Here is a 25,508-nt window from a genome sequence, read left to right on the forward strand (position 1 = left end):
AGCTATGATGGAAATCCTATATAGTATCAGTATAAAGAAAAATGCGTAGAAAATACTACGCATTATGATACTTTTGCTGATTTATTTTTTATAAATTTCGGTTGTTTCTGCACTAAGAACTTTGTCTTCGCTACCGAGAATACAAATAAAGCAACCCATATACAGAAAAATGCAATCATATGTGTGGATGTGAAATGTTCACCAAATACAAATACACCTAAAATTAAGCTAATTGTTGGCGCAATATATTGTAAAAATCCCACCATATAAAGCGGAATAAGTTGTGCTCCTTTTGCAAAATAAAATAGTGGTAATGCTGTTACAATACCTGCTCCTATTAAAAGTAACGTTGATAACATTGAAATAGATCCAAATGAGCCGAAACCATGTGCTCCTGTCATAACAAGATAAATGATCGCAAACGGCGTCACTAACATGGTTTCCATCGTAAGTCCAATTGTAGCATCATAATTTAATAGTTTTTTCGTTAATCCGTATAATCCAAATGAAAAGGCAAGTGAAAGAGAAACCCACGGAATAGATCCGAAACGTACTGTTAAAATGACAACCCCTACTCCTGCTAAACCAACTGCAACATATTGCCAAAAGTTTAACTTTTCCTTTAAAACGACTGTACCAAGTAAAATACTAATAAGCGGATTAATATAATAGCCAAGACTCGCTTCAATAACATGATTATGATTAACGGCCCATATGTAAACAAACCAGTTTCCACTAATCAAGACTGAAGCTATTGTTAATGACATTAATAATTTAGGTCGTTTAAAAAGATTTACAAATTCCCCAATAAACTGGCGAAACCTCTTCGTAACACCTAATACGAGTAACATAAAAACAAACGCCCAAACGATGCGGTGTGCTAATATTTCATCTGCTGGAACTTCCTCAACCCATTTCCAATAAATCGGTAGGATTCCCCACATCGTGTAAGCACCAGCCGCATATAGTATCCCTTTTTTTTGCTCTGCTGATTGACTCCCCATCTTCCTTTTCTCCTCTTCTCATTTTTTCTCCATTATACGGTCTCACATGCTCACTTTACCAATAATCAATCTGCATTTCTTTCGACATTTCTCATACAACGAATAATAAACATACCGTTATTACAACAAGTAACGGTATGCCGAAAACAAATTTTTTTTTATGAGTTTTATGATGAAACATATACATGCCAATCCAAGCTCCAACTGCTCCCCCAGCTGCCGCTGATAAAAACAACGTACTTTCTGGCGTTCTCCACTGTTTCTTCTTCGCTTTTCGTTTATCAAGCCCCATAAGGCTAAAAGCTATAATGTTAATAATAAGAAAATAAATCCATTTCATCGCTTTCTCTCCTTATGAAAAATTCGCTTAATGGTAACACGAAAAAACGACGGAAACAACTGAAGAACTCTTTTTATCCAACTAGTTTCATTCCTTTTTCTTAATTAGTTACCTTCATATTTACATAACCAACTAAAATCGCAGTTAAAGCATTTAATATAGAAAAATGTTATGAGCAGAATCCTATATTTCATTACATTCATCCACTACCATATCATCAAAAAAACTGCTCTCAATCACTTTCTCCTCAAAATGAAGAACTACAATTAGCCCTACATATAAAGAAACCAAATTTAGAAACCATTCCCCATTCTCATCTTTCTTAGCTAAGCATTTAAATATCTCTTGAAATTGCATACGCTCGTCTGCAGCAACAATCGGACGCACACCAAAATATTTCAATACGAGATTCAGCTTCAACTGCACGGATAATGATAAAATATATTTTAATAGCTTCGTATACTCTGTACTATCTTTTTGACTATACAACTTCACAAGCTTTGGATGTAAATTCGAAATCGATAATTCCTCTTCAGTCACTCTAGTTACTTCTATCGTTTCAATCATCTTTTTCATATCCATCACATTCACCCCTTCTGAAAAAATTCTAAAGCCAAAGAGTACTTAATTCAAAATGTGCAATAATTGTGCGTTTCTCGTCTCTCGTTCTTCCTCACTGACTAAATCATACTTTTTTAGAAGGTGAAAAATATCATTTAATAATTTCTGCGAATGATTACCTTGTAAAAAACTCTTTAACTCTTTAAAGATCCCTTCAGGTAAAGAATTCTTTTGACTTTCGAGCTTATTCATCACATCTTCAATAGAATGATCAATGTTACACGCCATACTAAACTTCCCCCTCTATCCTCTATAAATAATATCCTCAGCTAACGATGTAAACACTTCTCCAACAAGAGAATCTTCATCGTATACAGATGAACCGCTATTTTCTTCACGTTTTGCAAAAGGTATCTTGGCAATTACTTCTGCTTGCAATTGTTCTGCAAGCATTTCGCCGCCGCCTTTTCCGAAGAGATAATTTTTCGATCCATCTTGCTCTTCATAATAAGCCATATTTTCCACAATACCTAAAATCTCATGCTTCGTATGTTTTGCCATTACACCGACTCTTGAAGCAACGAATGAAGCTACATTGTGCGGAGTTGTAACAATTATTTCTTTCGCTTGCGGAATCATCGCTGCAACATCAATCGCAACATCTCCTGTACCTGGTGGTAAATCAAGTAATAAATAATCTAATTCTCCCCAGTGCGTATTCGCAAGGAAATTTTGAATCCATTTATTTAGCATCGGACCGCGCCACATAACTGGGTTATTTCCTTCTGTAAAAAATCCCATCGACATGATTTTAACACCGTGACTAATGACTGGAATTGCCGTTTGATCAATCATCGTTGGTTTCGTATTCGTTTCCATCATAGCTGGAATACTAAAACCATATATATCCGCATCTAATATCCCCACTTTTTTCCCCATACGAGCTAGTGCAGTTGCAAGATTAATTGTCACCGTTGATTTTCCAACTCCGCCTTTTCCGCTCGTTACAGTAATAAAACGTACTCCTGACTCCGGGCGAAGCATACTCGGCATACCAGTTTCTGTTCTAGTATTTTTCTTTAACTTCTCTGTTAAAGCTGCACGTTCTTCTTGTGTCATAGAACCAAATGTTATCTCCACTTTAGAAGCACCAATTGCGTAAAGTGATTCTTCAATATCTTGTTGAATTTTTGCTTTTAACGGACAACCTTGGATTGTTAGTACTACTTCAAGTTTAACCTCTGTTCCGTTCATTTGTATATTTCTAACCATATTTAATTCTACAACACTTTTGTGTAACTCTGGATCCTCTACATGTTTTAATGCATTCATTATTTGTTCTTGAGTAAGCATGGAACTCATCCCTTCTCTTATTCTAATTTATATACAACATCTTCTTGGCGCTTCATCTGGTGAAAAAGCTTATTACCCGCCGCTAACGGGCGGGATTAATGCGACTATATCTTCAGCCTTTATCATCTCTTCATTCATTACAAACTCCTCATTAACAGCCACCATCACTTTATCCAGCGATTGTAAACAATAGCTGACTTTGAGCCATTCTTTTAATTGCTGCACTGTCATTTCTTGCTTTTCTGAAATTACTAATCGATCCGATCCAACTTCCTCACGCAAATTTGCAAATAATAAAATTGTAATCATTTTCTCACTCTTCCTTCTTTGGTTTTCCTTCTGGATATGGTGTGTTTTCAAGTTGATCTCCAATCCACATCGTTCCATCTTCCCAAAATTCTTTTTTCCAAATTGGAACAATTCGTTTTATACGTTCAATCGCGTACTCATTCGCTTCATAAGCTACTTTACGATGCGGTGATGAAACTGCTATGACTACCGCAATATCCATTATTTCTAGCCGCCCTACACGGTGCGTAATTGCTACTTTTGCATCCGGCCATCTTTCACTAATCTCTTCACCAATTCTCATAAGTTGTTTTACTGCCATCGGTTTATATGCTTCATACTCTAAATGTAGCGTTCGTTTTCCTTTTGTTAATTCTCTCACCGTACCAATAAATGTTGTAATCGCACCTGCTCCCCTTCTTGCGACTTTATTCGTTACTTCTTCAACTAAAATCGGATTATCTACAATTTCAAATAGCGCTTGTCCCATTAGAACCACCTCTCACTTTATGAAATGTCCAAGGCCATTGACTACCTTCGTTATCTTCTAATAAAAGAACATCAACAAACATATCTTTTTTATATCCTCTTGTCCCGCCCGGCAATACGATAAACGCATTTGATTCTGCCAATGAAGAAACTGAGCTAGATTTATCAAACCCTGATGGATAAGCGATTAATTTCCCCTCATCATATTGCAATTTTGCTCGTACAAATCTTGTAAATGGATTCGGTTTTAGAAAATCTTCTCCTAATAACGCTTTTTCTCTTTTTAAATGTACTTTTTCACTAAACATATACGTCCGAATACACGGTCTTACGAATAATTCAAACCCTACGTAACAAGCTGATGGATTTCCTGATAAACCAAATAATAACTTGCCATTTAATTGCGCTACAGTCGTAACACTTCCTGGTCGCATTGCAACTTTATTAAAAAGAACAGATGCACCTAACTTTTCGTAAATAGCTGGTAAATAATCATAATCTCCTACAGATACACCGCCCGTTGTAATTAACATATCTACTTGGCCAAGCGCTTCTTTCACAGCTGTAAAACACGTATTAAAATCATCACTAAACTTCCCAAAATATTTTACTCTGCCGCCCGCTCTTCGAATTTGAGACAATATCATATACGTATTACTGTTTCGGATTTTCCCTGGCTGTAATGAATCATCGACATCAAGCAATTCACTCCCAGTCGCTAACAGTCCAATTACAGGCTTTCTCGCAACTGGCACTTCACTATAACCGAATGTAGCAAGAAGAGCTGAAATACCTGGATTAATGTACGATCCTTTCTTTGCAAGAACCGTTCCTTTACGAGCATCTTCACCTTGAAAAGAAATATTGTCGCCCGTTTTGAATGATCGCTTCACTTCCATATAATTGTTGCCATTCTTCTCATATTGACGAGTCAGCTCTAACATAACAACCGCATCACACTCATTCGGAATTTGTGCTCCCGTCATAATTCGAACTGCTTGAAACGGACCTACTTTCTCATGGAATAGCGATCCTGCACCAATTTCACCCACTACTTCAAATACAATTGGCGTTTCATAACTTGCTAAATTAGTATCTTCTGCTCGAATAGCAAATCCGTCATACGGCGAACGATTAAATGACGGTACATCATGGTCAGCTACTAAATCCTCTGCTAATATACGTCCATAAGCTAATTCAATTGGTAATAGCTCCTTTAAGCCTTTATCAGCAAATCCCATCACTTTACGAACAGCTTCTTCAACCGTAATTGGCACTCTTCTTTCCATTGTTGACACCCTCTCTATTAACCGAATACGCGATAATATAGTTGTTTCGCTTTCGAAATATCATTTGTACCATGAATAAAAACACGACCATCTCGAAAAACAACCACGCGGTAATCATCGAATTGGCAAGATAGTAAATACGGATTCCGATCTACTTTCCCCAGTTTTTGTAATACTTTTTCTATATCATCAAAATTGTATTTCCTATTGTCTACTGTTCTAATTTGAACTGTATTTCTTCCGCATAAAACAGCTGCTTTCGTTTGATTTTCGTATGATAAATAAGGATAAGTTCGATTCAAACCGCATGAGAGACAAGTGTCTGTTTTTATTTTCCCTAATTTTATAAAATGATTTTGATTACTCCATATATCAAACATGAAAAATGTTTTTCTAATTGCTGAGAAATCTTCCACTAAAATTTTGAGTGCTTCTGCCACTTGATATGCTGCGACGATTTGAACAGTCGGGCTAATAATTCCAGCGGTATCACATGTCACACCTGTAACAGGAATATTTTTCAGCATACAATGTAAACACGGTGTCTCTTGCGGAATAATTGTATAACTCATACCATACGATCCAACGCAAGAACCATATACCCAAGGAATATTATGTTTTTGTGATAAATCATTTATTACAAATCGAATATCAAAATTATCTGTTGCATCAATGATTACATCTACATTTTTTAATAGACCTTCCATATTTTCTGAAGTTGCATCCATTACGAAAGCATGTATTTGTACTTCCGAATTAATTTGTTCTAACCGATTTTTTGCAGCAATTGCTTTCGGCATTTTCTCTCTCGCATTTTGTTCAGAGTACAATTGTTGCCTTTGTAAATTACTCCATTCAACGTAGTCACGATCAATAATCGTCAACTTGCCAACACCTGCACGTACGAAACTTTCGGCACTTGCACTTCCTAATGCGCCTGCCCCTACAATTAACACATGTTTATTTCGAATTTTTTCTTGTCCTTTACTCCCAATTGGTTTGAACAACTGTTGTCGTGAATACCGATCAGCCATTACATACCCTTCCTCTCAAGAACTCTATTTCATATTAGAATGTTGTTTCTGATAACAAGCAAAGTAAGCAAAACCAACAAACCCAGCTCCTCCAATTACATTTCCGATAAAAACAGGAACAAAATTTTTAGCCAGATCCATCCACGTTAGATGACCAGCAAAAATAACAGCGGAAATGACAAACATATTTGCTACTACTTGCTGAAATCCAATCACTACAAATGCCATAATTGGAATCCAAATTCCGATGATTTTTCCGACAAAATCACTCGTCCCGTAAGCGAACCAAAGAGCAAGACAAACGAGCCAATTACAACCAATTGCTAAAATTAAAGTTCTCCCAAATGATTCATGTAACTTCCCTTCCGCTATCGCTACCGTTTTATTTAAATACTCTCCCTCTGTTAATCCGCCAAGATGCCCAAAGCAATACGCAACGAAAATTGCCCCAATAAAATTCATGAGAGTAATCCAAACCCAGTTATTCAGTACGCTTATCAATGTAATTTTCTTTGCATAAAGCGCCATAGACAGTGACATCATATTTCCCGTAATTAATTCTCCTCCTGCTAATACTACGAGCATGAGTCCAACAGGAAATACTGCTCCTCCTAAAACATTCACTAGACTTCCCCAGCGCTCAGGTAAATTCCCTAAAACTCGAATGTTAAGTAAAAAACCTATCGCAATAAACGCTCCTCCTAAAAAACCGAGAATAAGCATCGCTGGCAATGTCTGTCTTACTTTTTGAACACCGGCCTCAATGACAAGCTCAGCAATTTGTTCCGGCTTATGAAATGCCATTACCCATTCCTCCATTTTCTCCAAATAAAAAAGCAGCTTCAAAAAACCTCCTCAAAATAAAGGTTTTTGAATGCTGCTTAATTTCTCTGCACATCTTTTACAGAGATATCAATCATCACTTTTACTATAAAATAGAAAATCCACAACTCTTGTAAATTTTCCATTTTTCACTATGAAGCTAGCTTTATATATTAACCACCGATATGTGACATTTCAATTTTAGGTATTGTTTTCTTATTTGTATGATTTAAGCGTTCATCTGAATAACGATCTTCCCTATTATTCCATATATCGCGTACTACATCTGTAATGTCCTCATCTGTATGTTCAGAACGAAGCAATTCCCTTAAATCATTTCCTTTAGAAGCAAATAAGCAAGTATATAATTTTCCTTCTGCAGAAATACGAGCTCTCGTACATGATGAGCAAAAAGAATCTGTTACTGATGAAATAATACCTATTTCCTCATCGCTTCCTATATAACGATACCTAGTAGCCACTTCACCAGAATAATTTGCTTCTATCCGTTCTAACGGCATAACTTGATGAATCGTATCTGCTATTTCTTGTTTAGAGACGACCTCTTTTAAATCCCAACCATTATAATTTCCAACATCCATATACTCAATAAAACGAAGAATATGCTTATTTTCCTTAAAATATTGCGCCATCTGCAAAATGTCCTGTTCGTTTTTTCCCTTTTGAACGACCATGTTTATTTTAATTTTCATTCCAACTTCAGCTGCAGCCTGTATTCCTTCCAGAACCCTTTGCACTTTGCTCCTATTACCATTTAAATAGAAAAACCGCTCTTCTTCTAAGGAATCTAAGCTAACTGTTACACGTGATAGTCCCGCCTTATATAAATCAGGAGCAAACTTTTTAAGTAACGATCCATTGGTTGTTAAACCGATATCTTCTACACCATCAATTTTATTAAGGCGCTCAATAAGCTTTGGAAGCCCTCTTCGAAGTAACGGTTCTCCGCCCGTAATCCGTAATTTTCTCACACCTAAAGAAACGAAAATACGTGTTATCCTTTCAATTTCATCAAAAGATAAAATTTTATCATTAGACAAAAACGAGTAATCAGGACCAAATATTTCTTCTGGCATACAATATCGACAGCGAAAATTACAGCGATCAGTAACTGAAATACGTAAATCCTTTAACGGACGTTGCAACTTGTCTAATGTAGCTGATTTCATCTTCATTGCCTCACTTTTATTTTATATTTAAAACACGTTCTGGATGGGTATATACATTTAAGGAGTGATTACGAATAAATCCTATTGTCGTAATACCTAAATCTTCCGCTAGTTGCAAAGCTAACTCAGTTGGAGCTGATTTTGATAGTATAATTTCACAACCGATTTTTGCAACTTTCAATAATATTTCCGAAGAAATACGACCACTAAAAACAATGATTTTATCTTTTATAGAAATATCGTTTCTTAAACAATAACCGTAAATTTTGTCTAATGCATTATGCCTACCAATATCCATTCGACTTAAAATAATACCATTCACATCACATAAAGCTGCATTATGAACCCCACCAGTATGATGAAACGTATCCGCAGATTGCTGCATTTCTTTCATTAACCGAAAACAATCCTCTGCAGCAACCTGTACATGGACACCCTTCATTTTTTTTGCACTTAGTGCATCATTTGCAAAAACAAACCCTTGCCTACTCATACCACAACAAGACGTAATATAGCGTTTATTTTGCATTTGTTCATAATACGGATTTACTTTTGTCGTTGTTACATGCACAAATCCTTCTTTCTCCTGCACCCATACACTATCAATATCTTCATACTTCCGAATGATTCCTTCAGACGCTAAGAAGCCTATTACCATATCTTCTATATATTCTGGAGTACTAACCATTGTAACAAACTCCTGTCCGTTCATTTTAATGGTGACAGGAAACTCTGTTACAATGCTGTCCTCTATATGTTTAAATGCTCCTTGTTCATAACGAAAGATTTCTCTTTCTACCTGTATCGGTTTCACGATCAGTATCCTTCTCTCACGTTATATTTTTATCAAAAACAAATACAGAAACTGCAATATCTTCTTCTACTTTCATATCTGAAAACAAATTCACTAATTTTGCTCCAACAAGTTCCTCCAAATGTTCACGGGAATTCGCAGCATACACCTCTTGAATCATTTTCGTTCTAGCCATATGAACCATTTCCGCACCGTCCATCGTACTTGAAATAAATTTTTCAGTAGGTGTTAAGTTTCCATAAAGAGTCGCTATAGCCATATTTTCTGCAAAAACAGTATGAATTCGTTCTGGTCCTTTTCCGAAAAGTTCTTTTCGAAGTTTTCGGATCATATCATTAAATTCATGTACTTTTTTTGACATACAATCATACCTCCCAAAAGCCTCATTTTACTTTATTATATATTTTACCAAAATGAGCCTTCCGCCCAAACTATTTCGTACAAATATTTAGGCGGAAAGGTTCACTTCATGAAGTTTATTCGTCTTTTAACCCTTTCCCCATACCTTTTAAGAAATGAAGCCCAAACCCGATAGCACGGTTAATATCTGGGTCTTTCAATACTTTCATAAGATCGAATACCCCTACTTTTTTATTACTTTCTAGATGTTCATTACCTTCTTCTAGCCCGACTAATAAACTACCCATAAGCTTTTTCGTAAGTTCTGGGTCAAGTTCAGTTAACGCACCTGCAGCGCCCATCATATTATTAATTAAATTTGTAACAGGCTCACGAGTTACTTGACCTAGAACAATCTTTGCAATTGGTTCTTTCGCTTTCAGCATAGAATTTGCAGCTTCTAGCATTCCAATGTCATTTAATTCCCCTACTATATTAAACATCTGATTTAGAGCTTCTTCATTATTTGTTAAAAGCTCCTTTAAATCATCTAATTTTTGCTGTTTTATTTCTTCCTCAGTTAATTCTTGTTTTTGAATCATTTTTATAGGTGCAGCCATAGTTTTCTCCTCCTACTTATCCGTTAAATGCACATACCCTGGACGTGCCCACTTACGATGTACCTCAATTCCAGCTTGAGGGTGACGTTTTTTATTGCGTGGGTTCGCTTTTGGCATCGGATTTTCGCCATCAACTTCTAACACTTCCATACGCACTTTCGTTTGTTTATACGCAGGTGTATTCGTACGTACATCCACAGCAGGACCTGTTAAGAAATTAATTGCCGTTTCGTTATCTGTAGAGTTCATCGGTAAATATAACTCATTCGCTTTTACACGATCTGTAACGAGTGCACGTAATTTTAATGCTCCAAAAGGAGAGACAAGACGAACTAACGAACCTGTTTTTACGCCACGTTCTTTTGCAAGGTCTGGAGAGATTTCAACGAAAACACCAGGTACTTTCGTTTGAATACCTGTTGATTTATTTGTCATATTCCCTTCATGGAAATGTTCAAGCATACGACCGTTGTTAATGTGAAGGTCGAACTCAGCTGGAAATTCAGCTGGACGTACCCAGTCAGCAATTGCAAAACGAGCTTTTTTATCTGGGAAGTTAAATCCATCTTGGAACAGAAGTGGTGTATTTGTTCCATCAAAACTTCCCCAATGGAAACTGTTCCATCCTTCAAGCACTTCATAGTTCGCTTGCGAGAATAATGGTGATAAACTTGCCATTTCAGCAAAGATTTCACTTGGGTGGCTATAATTCCAGTTTGCCCCTAGTTTATTCGCAACCTCCTGGACGATCCACCAGTCTGGTTTCGCATCTCCTAGCGTAGGAAGAACTTGATATAATCTTTGGACACGGCGCTCTGTATTTGTGAAAGTACCTTCTTTCTCAAGAGATGGCGCTGCTGGTAATACAACATCTGCATATTGAGCAGTTTTAGAAAGGAAAACATCTTGCACAACGAAGAAATCAAGGCTCGACAACACTTCATGTACATGATTTGCATTAGAATCTACAAGAGCCATATCTTCTCCGACAAGATACATTGCTTTCATTTTTCCTTCGTCAATTGCGTGAAGCATTTCAATATTATTAAGACCTGGTTCACTATCAATTTTCACTCCGTAAGCAGTTTCAAATTTCGCACGTTCCATTTCGTTAGTAACGTGCTGATATCCTGGAAGCCATCCTGGTAAAGTACCCATATCACAAGCACCTTGTACGTTATTGTGACCTCGAAGTGGGTATGCACCTGCTCCTGGACGACGATAGTTCCCTGTTGCAAGAAGTAAGTTTGAAATTGCAGCGGAAGTATCAGAACCACCTGTATTTTGCGTTACCCCCATACCCCAAAGGATACATGTACCATCTGCATCACGAATCATTTCAGCCATTTGAATAAGTGTTTCTTTTGAAATACCTGTTACTTCTTCTGCATATGCAAGTGTATATTCTTCTAGACTTTCTTTGAAATCTTCAAAGAAGTTTACATTCTCATTAATAAATTCCTGATCATGCCAACCTCGATCAATCATATATTTTGTAACAGCCATTAACCAAACTTGATCTGTTCCTTGTTTTGGACTAATAAAGACATCTGATCGCTCTGCCATTTCTGTTTTACGAAGATCAGCTACAATTAACTTTTGTCCGTGTAATTTATGTGCACGTTTAATACGTGTAGCTAAAACAGGATGACCTTCTGTCGGATTACATCCTACAATAATAACAAGACCAGATTGCGCAATATCTTTAATCGTTCCTGCATCACCGCCCATACCAATTGTACGGAACAAACCATCCGTTGCTGGTGATTGGCAATAACGTGAGCAGTTATCAATATTATTCGTTCCAAATACTTGTCGAGCTAATTTTTGAATTACATAATTATCTTCATTTGTAATTTTAGAGGAAGAAATAAATCCGATAGAACCTTTACCGTACTCTTCTTTAATAGTACCTAATTTATTTGCAACTACATTCAGTGCTTCTTCCCATGTAGATTCAACAAACGTTCCATTTTTACGAATTAAAGGTTTTGTAATTCGTTCTTTAGAATTTACGAAATCCCAACCAAATTTCCCTTTTACACAAGTGGAAATTGCGTTAACTGGTGCATCTGAAGATGGCTGTACTTTAAGGATTTTACGCCCCTTCGTCCACACTTCAAACGAACAACCTACACCACAAAATGTACATACTGTTTTCGTTTTCTTCGTACGAGTATCACGCATGGCCGCTTCCACTTCTGATACCGCAAAAATACCGCTATATCCAGGCTCAACTTCTTTAATTAAATCTACCATCGGTTCAAGAATATCTGGTTTTAATCCCGTCATAAATCCAGCTTCACCGAGCATCGTTTTCTCCATTAAAGCGTTACAAGGGCAAATCGTTACACATTGACCACAGCTAACGCATGAAGAATCATTAATATTTACTCCTTCATCCCAAATAACTCGTGGGCGTTCCGCTTCCCAGTCTATCGATAACGTTTCATTTACTTGTAAGTTTTGACACACCTCAACACATTGACCGCATGCAATACATTGATTAGGGTCATAGCGATAAAACGGATGCGTCATATCAACTTCACTTACATCTACTTTCGGTTCATAAGGATATTTTTGATGTTCAATTTCCATTAATTCTGCTGTATTATGCAGTTTACAGTTCCCATTGTTGTTGTCACATACTGTACAGTATAATAAATGATTTTCTAGTAACCGATCCATCGCCTCTGTTTGTGCTTCTTTTGCGCGAACAGAAGCACGCTCAACGTTCATACCTTCCGTTGCTATCGTCGAACAAGAACGCATTAACTTTCCGTCAACTTCTACAATACAAGTGTCACATGTTTGAATAGGATCTACTTCCGGCACGTAACAAATTTGCGGATGTTCAATCCCGTTCTCATTAATAACACCCAATATCGTTGAACCAGGCTCCGCTGTATACTTTTTTCCGTCAATTGTAATATGAACCATGTTGTCATTCATGGTCTTTCCCCCTTTTTGAGAATAAAAAAAACTCCACCACGAAAATATACGCACCACATTTTGGGCACGCTATCATCATGGTGGAGTAGTTTATTAGCACATCTTGCTAAAATACCAATCCATTTATTCATAAATAAAACGATAGATTCATAACAGGTCATATCACGATTCCATCTTTAACACTATAATTATAGCGTTAAATGTACAAATATACAATATAAATTTTAAACTGCGCATATGTCTGTATGTAACTATCCATAATAACCCATATAAAGTTCAACGAGGAATAAGGTGAATATATGGGATCTTTTCGAAAATGGATAAGGGGCGAAAAATCTTTCTCTACACATGAGCAATCTGAAACTGTATTAAATAAAGAAATTTCTTCCTCCATGCCGCTTAATCTTAAACACTTATCCAAATTATTTAGTGGTATTCCAGAATTAATTACACGCACTTTCCCGTTAAAAAACGGAAAAGAAGCTGCTCTTATATATATGGAAGGGCTTGTAGATAAAACTGTTATTAATGTAGATATTCTTCGTCCTCTCTTATTTAAAGAATGGAATGAAGATGATTTTTGGGGATCTTCTGTTTCTATAGGGAATATTAAAAAAGTTCAGAAGTGGATAGACATTGAGCAATCTCTCTTACATGGCAAAAGTATTTTATTTATAAACGGGCAATTATCAGCTTTAGAACTAGATACGCAAGCGGCGCCAAAAAGGAGTATTGAAGAACCTACAACAGAGACTTCCATAAAAAGCTCACACGAAGGATTTAATGAAGTGGCAAGTGATAGTATCGCACTTATTCGTCGCTATATTCCAAATCGCGAATTAAAAGTGAAGGAATTCACTGTTGGCGAACGAGCAACCTCTAAAGTTTTTTTACTTTATCTTGCAGATGTTGCAAACGAAGATGTTGTACAAGATATGGCATGCCGCATTGAATCAATCAAAGTAGATGCTATTCTTACTACCGGTGAATTAGAAGGATTTGTTGAAGATAATTCCTATACTCTCTTCCCACAATTGTCTATCACTGAACGTCCTGACACAACAGCACATCATATTTTGAATGGGCGAATTGCTGTTGTTGTAGATCGCTCACCAGGCGTATTAATAGGACCTATGACCTTTTCATCCTTCTTTCAGACGATAGATGATTACAGCTTCAGACCTATGATTCCATCTTTTATACGACTCCTTCGTTTCACTGGGCTATTTATTGCAATATTTGCTCCTGCTCTTTATATTGCTATGATTTCCTTCCATTATGAAGTGATTCCGCTCAAATTGTTGTTAACTATTGGAGAATCTCGAGCCAAAATTCCTTTTCCTCCCATATTAGAAGCTTTATTAATGGAATTAGTTCTCGAAATGCTCCGAGAAGCAGCGATTCGGCTTCCTGGGCCTGTTGGACAAACAATCGGCGTCGTAGGAGGAATTGTAATTGGACAAGCTGCGGTTCAAGCTGGGATTGTGAGTAACGTTATGGTTATCGTCGTATCAATTACTGCGGTTGCCTCCTTCATTATTCCTAACTTAGAAATGTCAGCAGGAATTCGGCTTCTTCGATTCCCAATGATGATAGCCGCCTCTTTATTTGGCGTCATTGGAATTATGGTTGGAATGGCAATCATTATCATCCATATTCTTTCTATGGAATCACTTGGTGTACCATATGGTAGTCCTTTTTCTCCGTCATATGCTTCGGATTTAAAAGATACCCTTATACGTTTCCCATGGAAAATTATGAAGAAACGGCCACTATCTCTACAATTAAAACAAGATAACCGGCAAAGAGATGTTGAAGAAAAGGAGGAGAATTAGTGACAAAACGTGCAAAGAGGGAGATCACTTTATTTCAATACATTTTAACTATTAGTGGTGTTCAAGTCGGATTCGGCGTACTTACACTTCCGCGTGAAGTTGCACAAGGAGCGAATACAGATGGCTGGATGTCTATTATTATCGGATGTGTCATTACTACTTTAGTCAGTCTATGTATTGTAAAAATCATGGAAAAACATCCAGGATATACTTTACTTGATGTGCTGATACGCTATCTTGGAAAATGGCTAGGAAGAGTAGTAATGATTTTTTGGATTTTATATGCTGTACTCGCAGCTGTTTCCTTAATTTTTTCCCTCTTATACGTTATTCATATTTGGATTTTACCTAGATCTCCTATGTCTTTAATTATGATTTTGCTATCTATTCCAATGCTTATGCTTGCATGTAAAGGAGCACTTATTATTAGTCGTTTTGCTGTTTTCACTGTCATCTTTACACTTTGGATGCCATTATTATTATTTATTCCTCTTAAAGATGGGCATTTTATATATCTTCTTCCTCTTATCAAGGAAGGGTGGCTACCAATTATAAACACCGTAAAATCAACTATCATTGCGTTTCTCGGATTCGAGTTTGCGTTTGTCCTTTATCCTTATTTAACTAACAAAGCATCTGCAAAAAAAGGAATTGTTATTGCAAATTTGATTACGTTATTTATTTATCTTCAAATCACGTTCGTTTCTTTTATTTATTTTAGTCCAGATGGTATAACAAAGTTTTTATGGCCGACTCTTTCTCTTGTTACACCGTTTCACTTCTCATTTCTTGAGCGATTTGAAATTATCTTTTTGTCATTTTATCTCTTTATTATTTTTGATTCCTGTATTCCTTATATTTTTACTGCTTCAGATGGCATTAATCAATTACTTAACAAAAAAGGCAGTTCATTACCTATTTATTTTTTATTATTCGGGTGTATTTTCATCTTATTCTTTTATATCCCTTCTTCTTATCAGATAAGTGCGTTGCGGGAATTTTGGGGAACTGCTAGTTATTTTATCGTTTTTCTATTCCCAGTTATATTTCTCTTATACATGACACTTTATCAGCATTGGAAAAGGAGAAAAGTTTAAATGAGACGCTTTATTCATTTTATTATATTTTGTTTTCTCATAATTTTTTTAGCAGGTTGTGAAGATCGGCTTGATTTAGAAAAACAATCCATCTCATTAATTTACGGTTTTGACGCAAAAGCAAAAGGAAAATTAATTGTGTATCACGTAAATCCTATTTTCAATGAAGATGTAGAGAAAAAGTACGAAATTCATGAAGCGAAAGTACATACACCCCGAGAAGCAAAAGATACGTTTAACAGTTCAAGCAGCGGTTTAGTGTCCACAGAAAAGTTACAGCTTATATTGTTTAGCACGAATTTTTTAAAACAAGAAGGAGCTATGCCTTATCTGGATGTTTGGTATCGCGACCCTAAAAATACAGGGAATATGCGCATGATTGCAGTAGATGGCCCCATTTCTTCTGTTATATATAATAATTTCAAAGATAAGCCTGCTCTTCCTGAATATTTAACAGATTTAATTAATACGAACAAACTATACAATCGGACCGTGTTTACGACATTCCATGAATTTCATAGACAAACTTTTAATAAAGGCGTAACTCCTGCTATTTCAGAAATAAAAAAAGGGAAGAAAGATGTTATTGTTACCGGTTCGGCACTATTAACCTCTCGTGGAACTTATAAGATGTCTTTAAATCGCTACGAAAGTGCCCTTCTTCTTATGGTGCAAAAGAAAGCTAATATACCCGTTTCACTTACAATGAAAATCCCCTCTAATTTAGTTGAAAGTAATAGCCATCTAAAAGATACAAAAGGCGACGATTTTATAACAATAAATGTTCTTAGTATGAATCATGATATCGGTACAGACTATAGCGATAACCGCTTCAAATTTAATATTAAAATGGATTTAAAAATTGCCGTATCTGAACTTACATTCAACATGGATATAGAAAATGATAGAAAAAAATTAACTTCTCTTATTACAAAACAACTAAACAATGATTTAAACGATTTAATCCACAAAATTCAAAAACAGCAACTTGATCCATTCGGATTTGGTGATTATGCGAGAGCGTTTCAATATAAAGAATGGAAACAAGTTGAAGATGATTGGCCAAGTTCCTTTTCAAAAGCTAATGTGAAAGTGGCACCAACTATTAAAATTTTAGAAAATGGGATTATTAAATAGAAAAAACACGCTACTTGTTCTTATATGAATAAGTAGCGTGTTTTCATTTCCATTACAAGTATTATTTCAATGGACTATACTCTATTTCCATTTCTAACATTACTATGTTTTTTAGCATATACAAAATATATGAAAACGCCTATTATAATCCATGCCACAAAACTAATTAAAGTAAGCTTAGAAAGGTTCAAAGCCAAATATATACAACTTACTATTGAAACGATAGGTAAAAAAGGTACTAGAGGGGCACGGAATGGCCTCTTCATATCAGGATGTGTCTTTCTTAATACAATGACAGCTATAGATACAAACACAAATGCTGTTATCGTTCCCATATTCACTAAATTAGCTAATAAATTCAAATCCACTAATCCCGCTAATAAAGCTGCTAGTATACCTGTAACCCACGTATTAAAAAATGGAGTTTGTAAACGTTTATGGACACTTGAAAGTCTTTTTGGTAACAGTCCATCTCGACTCATCGAGTAAGATACACGAACAAATGCAAACATAGCTACTAACAGAACTGTTGTTAGCCCCGCTATCGCTCCCACTGATAACAACCCAGCAATTCTATCTTCTCCTACAGTGCGCAACGCATATGCAACCGGATCAGCAACATTTAATTCCGTAAACGGAACCATTCCAGTTAGCACGAATGAAACACCTACATATAGAACGGTACAAATGAACAAGGAAACAAGTAGCCCAATTGGCACGTTACGTTGTGGACGCTTCACTTCCTCTGCGGCTGTTGCAACTGCATCAAATCCTAAAAAAGCAAAAAATACAGTAGCAGCGCCCCCTACCACACCGTGAAAACCAAACGGTAGAAATGGTTGCCAATTCTCTGGTCTTACATATTGTGTCCCTACAACAATAAATCCTACAATAACAGCCAGTTTAATAATAACCATTATATTATTAATTCGTGCACTTTCTTTTGCACCACGGCTTAATAAAAATGTAACAACTAAAATAATAAGAACTGCTGGTAAATCAATGATTCCACCCTTCCCCATTCCTGGTGCCGAAGCAAAAACCGTAGGAATGTGAATATTAAAACCTAGTAGCAGTGACTGAAAATATGCTGACCAGCCTGCTGCAACCGCAGAAGTCGCTAATAAATACTCCAGCATAACACACCAGCCAACTATAAATGCAAAAATCTCACCTAGTGTCATATATGTATATGAATATACACTTCCCGAAACTGGAACTGTAGATGCAAATTCAGCATAACAGAAAGCTACACATGCACATATAATTGCCGCTAATACAAAAGATAATACAATCGCCGGACCAGCATGTTTCGCTGCTACAATACCAGTTAATACGAAAATACCTGTACCAATAATTGCTCCAATACCTAAAAGAGTTAAATCAATCGCTCCTAAAGTTTGATTCAATACTTTTTTCTTTTCTTCATCCATTGCTTTCTTTATGAAAAGACTCATTCTTTGAAACCTCTTTTTCAAGTTTATCTCTTACTTGTTACATTCTTTATTACTGTTCTATTTTAAAAATAAAAATATACATAGTTCACTTCCCCTATAGACTTAGTAACCCAACTTATAAAAACAGAAAATTCAATCTCTTTATACCGTATTGAATTTTCAAAATATTAATCATACCAAAAAACTATTAAGAATGCTGATTGAATTTATCATACAATTAATTATATTGTCAATAATAAATCACTCAAAAATAATCGGTTGATTATGTATCAAATGTTATTTTTATACATAATTATTTTCTTAAAAACATTGTTGTTTTCCACCTTAATATTCATATGTATTTTATTACATTGATTTTCATACAATTTTCATTACATACAATGTAATGAAAATTGTATGTAATGAAAATTAATTATTATTTAAAAATAATAATTAATTTGAGGTTATTTCACCATTTTAATACTAACAAAAAAGTGCAGATTTTCATCTGCACTTTTTTTATTCTTCCACTTCAGCTTCTGCACTACTATTTTCAAGATGCTCCTTCTGAGCTTCCTCTTGCAACTCTGCTGAAATCATCCCATAATAAAGTTCCGGATATAACCCAAATATTTGATATACACTTCCTAAAAACGGCATCAGAATCCCTCTTTTCTAAAGTTGTATTGCCACTTTTAAGGATTCCCTTTTCATTCACTATACATTCGTTTTTGGCGTTTCTTCTTCATCTTGAATACTTAATAAATTTTGCCATTTTTTATACGGAGCGCTATTTGGATCTACATATCCTTTCGCATGCGAGCGATCCCACAATTGTTTAATAAACATTTCTTTCTCTTTCTTTGCAACCATATCAGCACCTGTACCGTAATAGTTCTGGAAATACAACTCGATTTCATCAAGGAATAGTCTTAATAATTCATCTGATGTTTCTTCTAACGTCGGATCATACTTCGCTTCACGGTCATACATTAAAATCATGTCTAAAAGATTGTGGACATGTTCTTTTCTAAGCCATCTTACATCTTGGGCTCCTAATACGAACGGATGTGTATATAAATGTCCACCTTGTATCATCGCCTTTTCTTGCTCTTCTTCAAATCGTGACAAGATGTTTTCATAAATAAACGGATTATGAAGCAATGCTCTGTGTAATTTATAACTTTCGCTTGAAATATTTTTCCCCATCGACTGAATTAAAAAGCTACGTCCCACACCGTTATATTGATACACAAACTGTCCATCAACAGCAACTAAACTAATCCAGCGATACATATATGCGTATAGTAAGGCACGATTACATTTATCATAATCTAATTTTGTTTGAGTCGCATTCAAATCTGGCATAAAGGCTGGTAAGTGCCAATACTTATCTAAATGCGGCGTTAAACTAGATTTTTTACTATTTAATTTGTTTACACGGCGATAATACGATTGGAAATAGTCCCCTTTATCATTCATAAATCCGTTTGAAATATGTCCTGATGATAATTTGGGGAAATCTTGCAGCGATAAGCCATAATGTGCTCGATAACAGATCACTTCAAATGGCGAAAAGGCTTCGTGTACTGTATCTTTTTCTTTAAACATTTCTTGAATCAATTCCTCTTGTAGCTCTTTCTTTAAAGAAGGATGTATACCCCAATATTGTAATTCCCTATGATGAGCAACTTTCGGAATGAATGGACTTGCTAAATGGAACAGGTCTTCAATTTTTTCACGCACGTATTCATCGCGATCACGTTTCTTATAATCTGCTTCTTTTCGCAACGCTTCAATAATATTCAATTCTAATTTATCACGATAGCGTACTTGCAGTTCGTCATAACAATAGCTCAGTATATGTTCGCGATAGAAATCCTCTACCTTTTTCGACTGAATCTCTTCTGTTTTCGCATCACGACAATATTCCCCATACAAACTCATATAAATTTCCGCTGATATATCTTTCGGTAGTACACCTAAATTTAAATGTTGCTGCATATCTTGCCATATCTTTTCTTGCAGCTGTTCCTCTGCTAATACATAAACATTCGTCGGGTTTGTTTTCCCTTCAAATTCCTTACTGCGCTTTTGGATTTCAAACAATAAATTTTCACGTGTTTCATGTAAATTATCAAAAAATCTTTCCCAATATTGAATCATTTTATTAACTGCCTGATATAGCGATTGATACACAAGTTCTAATAGCATTTCTTTTCGATATTCATTTAATTTGTGTACATATTGCGTTACGATGTCTTCAAATTCTCTTTTGAATAAACGTTGCTGATTATTAATCATTTTTCCGAACCAGCCTTGTTGTTGAGCAATTTCTACTCGGCGTACAGCCGTTACCGTGCCATCGATATTACCTACATTAAATTTTTTATCGTAGTTTTGAATTACATTGCGCTTTTGTTCATTATTTTCATGTAGTCGATTCATTTTTTCTACTAACTGTTTTCGAATTTCATATAACATAAAACGTGCTGCTACTGGGTGAACTGGATCTGTTTTCTTTAAAAACCATGTATTTAATTGATAGGACTGCCCTTCAGAACCACTTGGTGAAAAGCGATCTGATTCAATCATGTCATATAAAAGTGTCGTTACATGTTCATGTACACGGCTCGGAATCGCATACGCATATAAACGAACCGCATGATCCACTCTTGCCACTTCACCTTTCATTTGTTCCATCATTTTCAGTTTCGCAGCTGAAATTTTACACTCATGTTGCAGACGATTTAATTCCTCATCTTTTTGCACCGTTCGTTGTACATAACTTTCTACAGCTTCTAAAAACAGTTTTGATTTCGCAACTCCGAGCTTACCACCCTCTGCTCCTTCACGTGTTTCATTGTACATTTGTCTATAGAAAATATGAGCTTGCTCTGGACGGGTAGCAAGATGCTCCAAGTCCTCTAAATAACTTTTACCTCTCTCCGGCTTTTCACGCTGCATCCCACGTTTTACATCTTGGTCGTATCTTTGCTTCTTCTCTTGAAACAGTTGATCTAAATGCAGCCACGATTCATCTAAACCTTGCACCGCCCATTTTAAAGCACAATATTTTAACACATGCTCATATGGATAAATGAGTTTTGCCGTTCCTGCCCCGCAATATCGTCCTTTTCCACTTGATTCTGCTAATTGCTGAATTTGATTGTCTTCCTGTGCAAAATGACTTGTAGACATCGGGCTAAATAACTGTAAATAAATTGTATTTGCCATCTGTTCCATATAGTCTGATAAATTGTGTAAATGGTGTCCATGTAGATTTTCGTAATCGTATAAGAAACAATAATTGTACGGTAAATGATGTTGTTTAATTGTATGATTCGTTCTTCCGTCTTCATCTACTTGATCAGGGCGATACTCTAATTCAATTGTTACACCGCCGCGTTTTGATAATTCTCCAGTAGAACCGAGCGTAATAGCATGTAATTCTTTTAACGATGCATAGCCATTTGCTTGCACCGTTTCAAATTCTTTCGCACTAACCGTTCTCGTCTTTACTAAAACATCCGGCATTAAAAACGCACCGCGTATTAAAATGTTATGATGCTGCAATTTCTTCCGAAGCATTTCACGTAAATATAATGCAATTTGCAGAAACATCCCTGAACCTGTTCCGCCTGCTAGTGATGTTACTATAATGACACGCACACCATATTCCGTTTGATCACTTGTAACCGGAAAAATTTTCTCAATTTCTTGCCAAAAGGACGTTAATTTATCTTCTTTCATCGCAGCACGTAACGCTAAACGTGAAATGACGCGTAACTGTCCTGCTCCTTCTGTTAATGGTTTATCAAGTATAGTCGGATCCATCGGAAACCACTCTGGGATCGTTGGATCTCCTGCAATATACTCCCTGGGCGTTTTGCTCGAACTCGTTTGTGTCTTAAACTTTCGAATATGATCAAATTTACTCAATGTATTCACATCTGTATCAAATACGTGCATTGCTACCTTTTTCCGGCGCTCTTCAGGCAATTTTTCATATATTTGATGCGTCACAGTACTACCGATTCCACCTAAACCAATTAATATTGTTGGAACTTGTAATGTCATGTGAACCACCTTCCTATTCTTGCTTGTTTGAAAAAAGGGAAAGAGAATCAATACTCCATCCCCTTCTTATCCCTATCTACTATTCACATTCGTACTTGTAAATCTCCTTACCATATCCTCTATCAATTAGTAAAAGTTCATTTGGATATAGTGTCTTATGTTCCATTCCTACTTCATCCTTTGTTATAAACATCCCATCAATAATCATTCCAACTACTTGTGATTCTTTCGCTACAAAGACAGATTTCGAACCTTTCTTCGCTATAAACGTAACGGATTGCACCGTTTTTCTTTCTGCTCTAAATGGGATACCAAAATAATGGTTCCACCATTTATTTCGAAGTAATTCTGGCTCAGATTGATATAGCCAATCTTTCGCTACCTCTTGATCCCATTCATAATACAGTAGTGCCTTCCGGTGAAATCTCGGCCGAACAATCCATCCTAAAACAATGATTCCTACTACTAGCAGTAATAAAGTGATAGGAATGACAAACTTAAAAATGAGCGCATATTTTTCATAAAACGGAGCATCTTGAATATGGAATGTTATGTTTTTCTTTACTTCTTGTAATTTTGAATCTTGCATTACGATGGTAGCTTCTACGGTGCCAGTATCTGTAAAATTAAATGTGTCGGAGTAATAGGGACGAGGATAAACATAGATCTGATTTCCATGTTGTTTTATTTCATAATTGATTGATTGTTTAGATGTGACACCAGTAGATTTTAATAGTTTTTTTACAGCTTCTTCTGTCATCGGCTTACCATCTAACTGTGGCTGCAAAACAAATGGTTTACTATTCTCTAAATTTGTCACTTTTTCTTCATAATCTTTTGTAACAGTTTGAAGTGATAATTTTGGTTTCTCAGCTGTTTCAATTTTAAATTCTTTTGTCTGTCTATAAAACCCCTTTATATTCATATGAACTTTCCCGCGTACTAACCCTTTACCAAGCTTAGTTTCGTAATAAAACACATGCCTTTTATCATCCCACTTCATCGGATATTGTTTTCCGTCTATTTCTACTTCTGCCTGAAAGTAAGAAGACTGAACTGGCAACTCCGTAGGCTTCGCTTCAATAACAGCAGTAACACCTTCGTACATTTCCTCCACATTTTTTTGACTACTATCATCTTTGTCATAAGTAGAAACCGTATAATTAAGCGCCGGTTCAACTAGTACTTGTAGTCCTTCTTTCTCAATGTCCTGGTCCACTTCTATCGTATAAGTTCCTGGTTTAATAACTTCCTGATTTTCCGTACTTATATGAACTATATTTCCGAACAATTTTGCTTCTCCTGGTGCATGTATGGAAAAAGAAGATTGTAATTGTAATGGTTTAGAAATTTGTGTGACCTGATAATCAGGCAGAGAAGGCGATTGTCGTACAAGCGTCATACGCTTTAATGGAAACGGTGTTGTAATCTCTACTCTTTTCCCCACTACTTTCGTTTTTACAATCGATTCAACAGAGGAGAATGGATCACGATTTGCAACTAATGCTGCCACTTGATTTACACTTTTTACAATGCCATCTTCTCCGCTTGACGGCATAGTAACACCATTTATCTCTTTCTTCCATATTTCTTTGAACGTGTTTAATTGTTCTTTTTCTTGTTGTCCTAAATCTTCTTCCATCGTAATTAAGACTGGGTGTAACGATATCTTTTTTGCATCCATTTCTTTCTTAAACTGGGCTAATTTCTGCAAAATTTGTTCTTTTCCGCCAACCTTATCTTTCTCTAAATCATTAAATGCCCCGTCAGTTAATACAATAAGCCAAAATTCACGTTTTCCATCTATATCTGCTTCCTTTTTTATAGATTGCATCGCCGTTTCTACCGCGCTAAATGGAGTATTTAAATACGTTTTCCACGCTCCAATTCCCTCAATTTCTGTTTGCCTTTTATCCTTCGTTAACGAAATGTTTAATGGATCATTCGGCTTACTCATTGGAACGTAAGAAAATTTATCTTTTTCATCTAATAGCGCAACTAAACTTTGCAAAGCATAATTGGCATATTTCCAGCGATCGTTATTTCTCATGCTGCCCGAATCGTCATATACAAGTGAAACGACCCTTTCCTTTGCCTCCTCTCCTTTTGCAAAAGCTGATAAAGGTAAACATATAAATAGAAACAACATGAACGTGGCACAAATTCGAATTTTCATGATGAGGCTTCGCCACCTTTGTAGACAAATTCCTATGTTTAAATTTATGAGAGGAAACAAGATATATGACTTGTATTTTAGGACAACTAACTCGCCATAACTTTATTATGTAAACAGATCATACACTTGGTAATATTCCTTCTAGCATTCTCTATCCAATTATATAAGTAAAAAAGCCTGTTTAAGTTCCACGCTTAAAACAGACTTTTCCTACTTTTTATTTTAAAAACACATAACAAAAAGTTTGATTTTTGACTTAACACATCACTTCTATTGTAAATCCACCAGGTGCTTCAACGTAAAACGTATACGCATGGACATGCTTAGGAGGCTCCACCAAAAATCCATCTTCCTTCAATCTTTGATTTATCTTATCTACTTGTTCTTCACTTTCTTGTGGAAATCCTACATGAAATGTTTTTGGATACTGAACTTCTTTTCCTTTCATTAAAATTAGTATAAATCCATCATTATCACGCATAACTGCAAAAGCATTCCCCCTTGTTCCACTACAAATCAAACCAAAATACCTCTCTAAAAACGCTCTAGATGCTGTTACATCTGTAACTGTTAAATTAAGATGTTTAATTCCCAATCCTTCACCTTCTTTCTCAATTTTCTAACATTTTATCATACAAATAAAAAACACGCT

The 25,508-nt window shown here is 35.8% G+C and carries 23 protein-coding genes; 3 read left to right on the forward strand and 20 right to left on the reverse strand.

Annotation, left to right across the window (positions count from 1 at the left end; translation table 11 throughout):
* Nucleotides 1-62: 62 nt before the first annotated feature.
* The 15 genes from rarD to fdhF all read right to left on the reverse strand — a co-directional run bounded on the left by rarD (nucleotide 63) and on the right by fdhF (nucleotide 13,095).
* Nucleotides 63-1,004 (reverse strand): EamA family transporter RarD, encoded by a 942-nt coding sequence (gene rarD / locus AC3EMB_RS17350; protein WP_000535541.1) that lies wholly within the window; start codon nucleotides 1,002-1,004, stop codon nucleotides 63-65.
* 91 nt (nucleotides 1,005-1,095) lie between these two features.
* Entirely contained in the window at nucleotides 1,096-1,344 is a 249-nt protein-coding gene (locus tag AC3EMB_RS17355) for a DUF1294 domain-containing protein (protein ID WP_000871346.1), read from the reverse strand.
* Between the two features lie 183 nt (nucleotides 1,345-1,527).
* Nucleotides 1,528-1,926, reverse strand: coding sequence for a hypothetical protein (locus AC3EMB_RS17360; RefSeq protein ID WP_095690401.1), 399 nt, complete (start codon nucleotides 1,924-1,926; stop codon nucleotides 1,528-1,530).
* A 42-nt stretch (nucleotides 1,927-1,968) separates the two neighbouring features.
* Nucleotides 1,969-2,193, reverse strand: coding sequence for a hypothetical protein (locus tag AC3EMB_RS17365; RefSeq protein ID WP_000752378.1), 225 nt, complete (start codon nucleotides 2,191-2,193; stop codon nucleotides 1,969-1,971).
* 15 nt (nucleotides 2,194-2,208) lie between these two features.
* Nucleotides 2,209-3,258: a P-loop NTPase gene (locus AC3EMB_RS17370; protein WP_265938835.1), complete on the reverse strand. Its 1,050-nt coding sequence runs from the start codon at nucleotides 3,256-3,258 to the stop codon at nucleotides 2,209-2,211.
* A 72-nt stretch (nucleotides 3,259-3,330) separates the two neighbouring features.
* Entirely contained in the window at nucleotides 3,331-3,567 is a 237-nt protein-coding gene (gene moaD / locus AC3EMB_RS17375) for a molybdopterin converting factor subunit 1 (RefSeq protein ID WP_454483921.1), read from the reverse strand.
* A 4-nt stretch (nucleotides 3,568-3,571) separates the two neighbouring features.
* Nucleotides 3,572-4,036: a molybdopterin synthase catalytic subunit MoaE gene (moaE, locus tag AC3EMB_RS17380; RefSeq protein WP_377894480.1), complete on the reverse strand. Its 465-nt coding sequence runs from the start codon at nucleotides 4,034-4,036 to the stop codon at nucleotides 3,572-3,574.
* Nucleotides 4,017-5,324 (reverse strand): molybdopterin molybdotransferase MoeA, encoded by a 1,308-nt coding sequence (locus AC3EMB_RS17385; protein WP_488517186.1) that lies wholly within the window; start codon nucleotides 5,322-5,324, stop codon nucleotides 4,017-4,019. The genes moaE and AC3EMB_RS17385 overlap by 20 nt, the downstream gene beginning before the upstream one ends.
* Nucleotides 5,325-5,341: 17 nt before the next feature.
* A complete protein-coding gene (locus tag AC3EMB_RS17390; protein ID WP_488517187.1) occupies nucleotides 5,342-6,358 on the reverse strand; it encodes a molybdopterin-synthase adenylyltransferase MoeB in 1,017 nt (338 codons plus the stop codon).
* 24 nt (nucleotides 6,359-6,382) lie between these two features.
* Entirely contained in the window at nucleotides 6,383-7,162 is a 780-nt protein-coding gene (locus AC3EMB_RS17395) for a formate channel (protein WP_488517188.1), read from the reverse strand.
* Nucleotides 7,163-7,353: 191 nt separating this feature from the next.
* Nucleotides 7,354-8,370: a GTP 3',8-cyclase MoaA gene (gene moaA, locus AC3EMB_RS17400; RefSeq protein WP_095690399.1), complete on the reverse strand. Its 1,017-nt coding sequence runs from the start codon at nucleotides 8,368-8,370 to the stop codon at nucleotides 7,354-7,356.
* A gap of 16 nt (nucleotides 8,371-8,386) precedes the next feature.
* Entirely contained in the window at nucleotides 8,387-9,184 is a 798-nt protein-coding gene (gene fdhD / locus AC3EMB_RS17405) for a formate dehydrogenase accessory sulfurtransferase FdhD (RefSeq protein WP_000802689.1), read from the reverse strand.
* A 16-nt stretch (nucleotides 9,185-9,200) separates the two neighbouring features.
* A complete protein-coding gene (locus AC3EMB_RS17410) occupies nucleotides 9,201-9,545 on the reverse strand; it encodes a Na-translocating system protein MpsC family protein (RefSeq protein WP_000039582.1) in 345 nt (114 codons plus the stop codon).
* Between the two features lie 115 nt (nucleotides 9,546-9,660).
* Nucleotides 9,661-10,143: a helical membrane plugin domain-containing protein gene (locus tag AC3EMB_RS17415; RefSeq protein WP_089171573.1), complete on the reverse strand. Its 483-nt coding sequence runs from the start codon at nucleotides 10,141-10,143 to the stop codon at nucleotides 9,661-9,663.
* Nucleotides 10,144-10,155: 12 nt separating this feature from the next.
* Nucleotides 10,156-13,095 carry a formate dehydrogenase subunit alpha gene (fdhF, locus tag AC3EMB_RS17420; protein ID WP_088023505.1) on the reverse strand — a complete coding sequence of 980 codons (2,940 nt, stop codon included), beginning with the start codon at nucleotides 13,093-13,095 and terminating at the stop codon, nucleotides 10,156-10,158.
* Nucleotides 13,096-13,394: 299 nt separating this feature from the next.
* Here fdhF and AC3EMB_RS17425 point away from each other — a divergent pair, with 299 nt between their 5' ends.
* From AC3EMB_RS17425 to AC3EMB_RS17435, 3 genes are read left to right on the forward strand one after another with little or no spacing between them, the layout of a single operon-like run.
* Nucleotides 13,395-14,930 (forward strand): spore germination protein, encoded by a 1,536-nt coding sequence (locus AC3EMB_RS17425; protein WP_488517189.1) that lies wholly within the window; start codon nucleotides 13,395-13,397, stop codon nucleotides 14,928-14,930.
* Nucleotides 14,930-16,027: an endospore germination permease gene (locus AC3EMB_RS17430; RefSeq protein WP_095690397.1), complete on the forward strand. Its 1,098-nt coding sequence runs from the start codon at nucleotides 14,930-14,932 to the stop codon at nucleotides 16,025-16,027. The genes AC3EMB_RS17425 and AC3EMB_RS17430 overlap by 1 nt, the downstream gene beginning before the upstream one ends.
* Nucleotides 16,028-17,164, forward strand: a complete 1,137-nt coding sequence (locus AC3EMB_RS17435; protein WP_095690396.1) for a Ger(x)C family spore germination protein — start codon at nucleotides 16,028-16,030, stop codon at nucleotides 17,162-17,164.
* Nucleotides 17,165-17,238: 74 nt separating this feature from the next.
* On the opposite strand, the gene AC3EMB_RS17440 is transcribed toward AC3EMB_RS17435, so the two are convergent.
* The 5 genes from AC3EMB_RS17440 to AC3EMB_RS17460 all read right to left on the reverse strand — a co-directional run bounded on the left by AC3EMB_RS17440 (nucleotide 17,239) and on the right by AC3EMB_RS17460 (nucleotide 25,451).
* Nucleotides 17,239-18,621, reverse strand: coding sequence for an APC family permease (locus AC3EMB_RS17440; RefSeq protein WP_000051664.1), 1,383 nt, complete (start codon nucleotides 18,619-18,621; stop codon nucleotides 17,239-17,241).
* 498 nt (nucleotides 18,622-19,119) lie between these two features.
* Nucleotides 19,120-19,260 carry a hypothetical protein gene (locus AC3EMB_RS17445; protein WP_001116193.1) on the reverse strand — a complete coding sequence of 47 codons (141 nt, stop codon included), beginning with the start codon at nucleotides 19,258-19,260 and terminating at the stop codon, nucleotides 19,120-19,122.
* 57 nt (nucleotides 19,261-19,317) lie between these two features.
* Nucleotides 19,318-22,680, reverse strand: a complete 3,363-nt coding sequence (locus AC3EMB_RS17450) for a tubulin-like doman-containing protein (protein ID WP_000175110.1) — start codon at nucleotides 22,678-22,680, stop codon at nucleotides 19,318-19,320.
* Nucleotides 22,681-22,759: 79 nt separating this feature from the next.
* Complete coding sequence (locus AC3EMB_RS17455; RefSeq protein WP_063548312.1) at nucleotides 22,760-24,856, reverse strand: vWA domain-containing protein; 2,097 nt, start codon at nucleotides 24,854-24,856, stop codon at nucleotides 22,760-22,762.
* A gap of 256 nt (nucleotides 24,857-25,112) precedes the next feature.
* Nucleotides 25,113-25,451, reverse strand: a complete 339-nt coding sequence (locus AC3EMB_RS17460) for a VOC family protein (RefSeq protein WP_488517190.1) — start codon at nucleotides 25,449-25,451, stop codon at nucleotides 25,113-25,115.
* Between the last annotated feature and the right edge of the window lie 57 nt (nucleotides 25,452-25,508).

This window comes from Bacillus sp. LQ16, assembly GCF_057784645.1.

Bases quoted from the DNA above. Each gene is read 5' to 3' on its own strand.
- fdhF (WP_088023505.1), bottom strand. From the start codon at position 13,095: ATGAATGACAACATGGTTCATATTACAATTGACGGAAAAAAGTATACA.
- AC3EMB_RS17365 (WP_000752378.1), bottom strand. From the start codon at position 2,193: ATGGCGTGTAACATTGATCATTCTATTGAAGATGTGATGAATAAGCTC.
- AC3EMB_RS17440 (WP_000051664.1), bottom strand. From the start codon at position 18,621: ATGAGTCTTTTCATAAAGAAAGCAATGGATGAAGAAAAGAAAAAAGTA.
- AC3EMB_RS17370 (WP_265938835.1), bottom strand. From the start codon at position 3,258: ATGCTTACTCAAGAACAAATAATGAATGCATTAAAACATGTAGAGGAT.
- AC3EMB_RS17360 (WP_095690401.1), bottom strand. From the start codon at position 1,926: ATGGATATGAAAAAGATGATTGAAACGATAGAAGTAACTAGAGTGACT.
- rarD (WP_000535541.1), bottom strand. From the start codon at position 1,004: ATGGGGAGTCAATCAGCAGAGCAAAAAAAAGGGATACTATATGCGGCT.
- AC3EMB_RS17395 (WP_488517188.1), bottom strand. From the start codon at position 7,162: ATGGCATTTCATAAGCCGGAACAAATTGCTGAGCTTGTCATTGAGGCC.
- AC3EMB_RS17355 (WP_000871346.1), bottom strand. From the start codon at position 1,344: ATGAAATGGATTTATTTTCTTATTATTAACATTATAGCTTTTAGCCTT.
- AC3EMB_RS17455 (WP_063548312.1), bottom strand. From the start codon at position 24,856: ATGAAAATTCGAATTTGTGCCACGTTCATGTTGTTTCTATTTATATGT.
- moaD (WP_454483921.1), bottom strand. From the start codon at position 3,567: ATGATTACAATTTTATTATTTGCAAATTTGCGTGAGGAAGTTGGATCG.
- moaE (WP_377894480.1), bottom strand. From the start codon at position 4,036: ATGGGACAAGCGCTATTTGAAATTGTAGATAATCCGATTTTAGTTGAA.
- AC3EMB_RS17385 (WP_488517186.1), bottom strand. From the start codon at position 5,324: ATGGAAAGAAGAGTGCCAATTACGGTTGAAGAAGCTGTTCGTAAAGTG.
- AC3EMB_RS17425 (WP_488517189.1), top strand. From the start codon at position 13,395: ATGGGATCTTTTCGAAAATGGATAAGGGGCGAAAAATCTTTCTCTACA.
- moaA (WP_095690399.1), bottom strand. From the start codon at position 8,370: ATGAAATCAGCTACATTAGACAAGTTGCAACGTCCGTTAAAGGATTTA.
- AC3EMB_RS17390 (WP_488517187.1), bottom strand. From the start codon at position 6,358: ATGGCTGATCGGTATTCACGACAACAGTTGTTCAAACCAATTGGGAGT.
- AC3EMB_RS17435 (WP_095690396.1), top strand. From the start codon at position 16,028: ATGAGACGCTTTATTCATTTTATTATATTTTGTTTTCTCATAATTTTT.
- AC3EMB_RS17445 (WP_001116193.1), bottom strand. From the start codon at position 19,260: ATGCCGTTTTTAGGAAGTGTATATCAAATATTTGGGTTATATCCGGAA.
- AC3EMB_RS17450 (WP_000175110.1), bottom strand. From the start codon at position 22,680: ATGACATTACAAGTTCCAACAATATTAATTGGTTTAGGTGGAATCGGT.
- AC3EMB_RS17415 (WP_089171573.1), bottom strand. From the start codon at position 10,143: ATGGCTGCACCTATAAAAATGATTCAAAAACAAGAATTAACTGAGGAA.
- AC3EMB_RS17410 (WP_000039582.1), bottom strand. From the start codon at position 9,545: ATGTCAAAAAAAGTACATGAATTTAATGATATGATCCGAAAACTTCGA.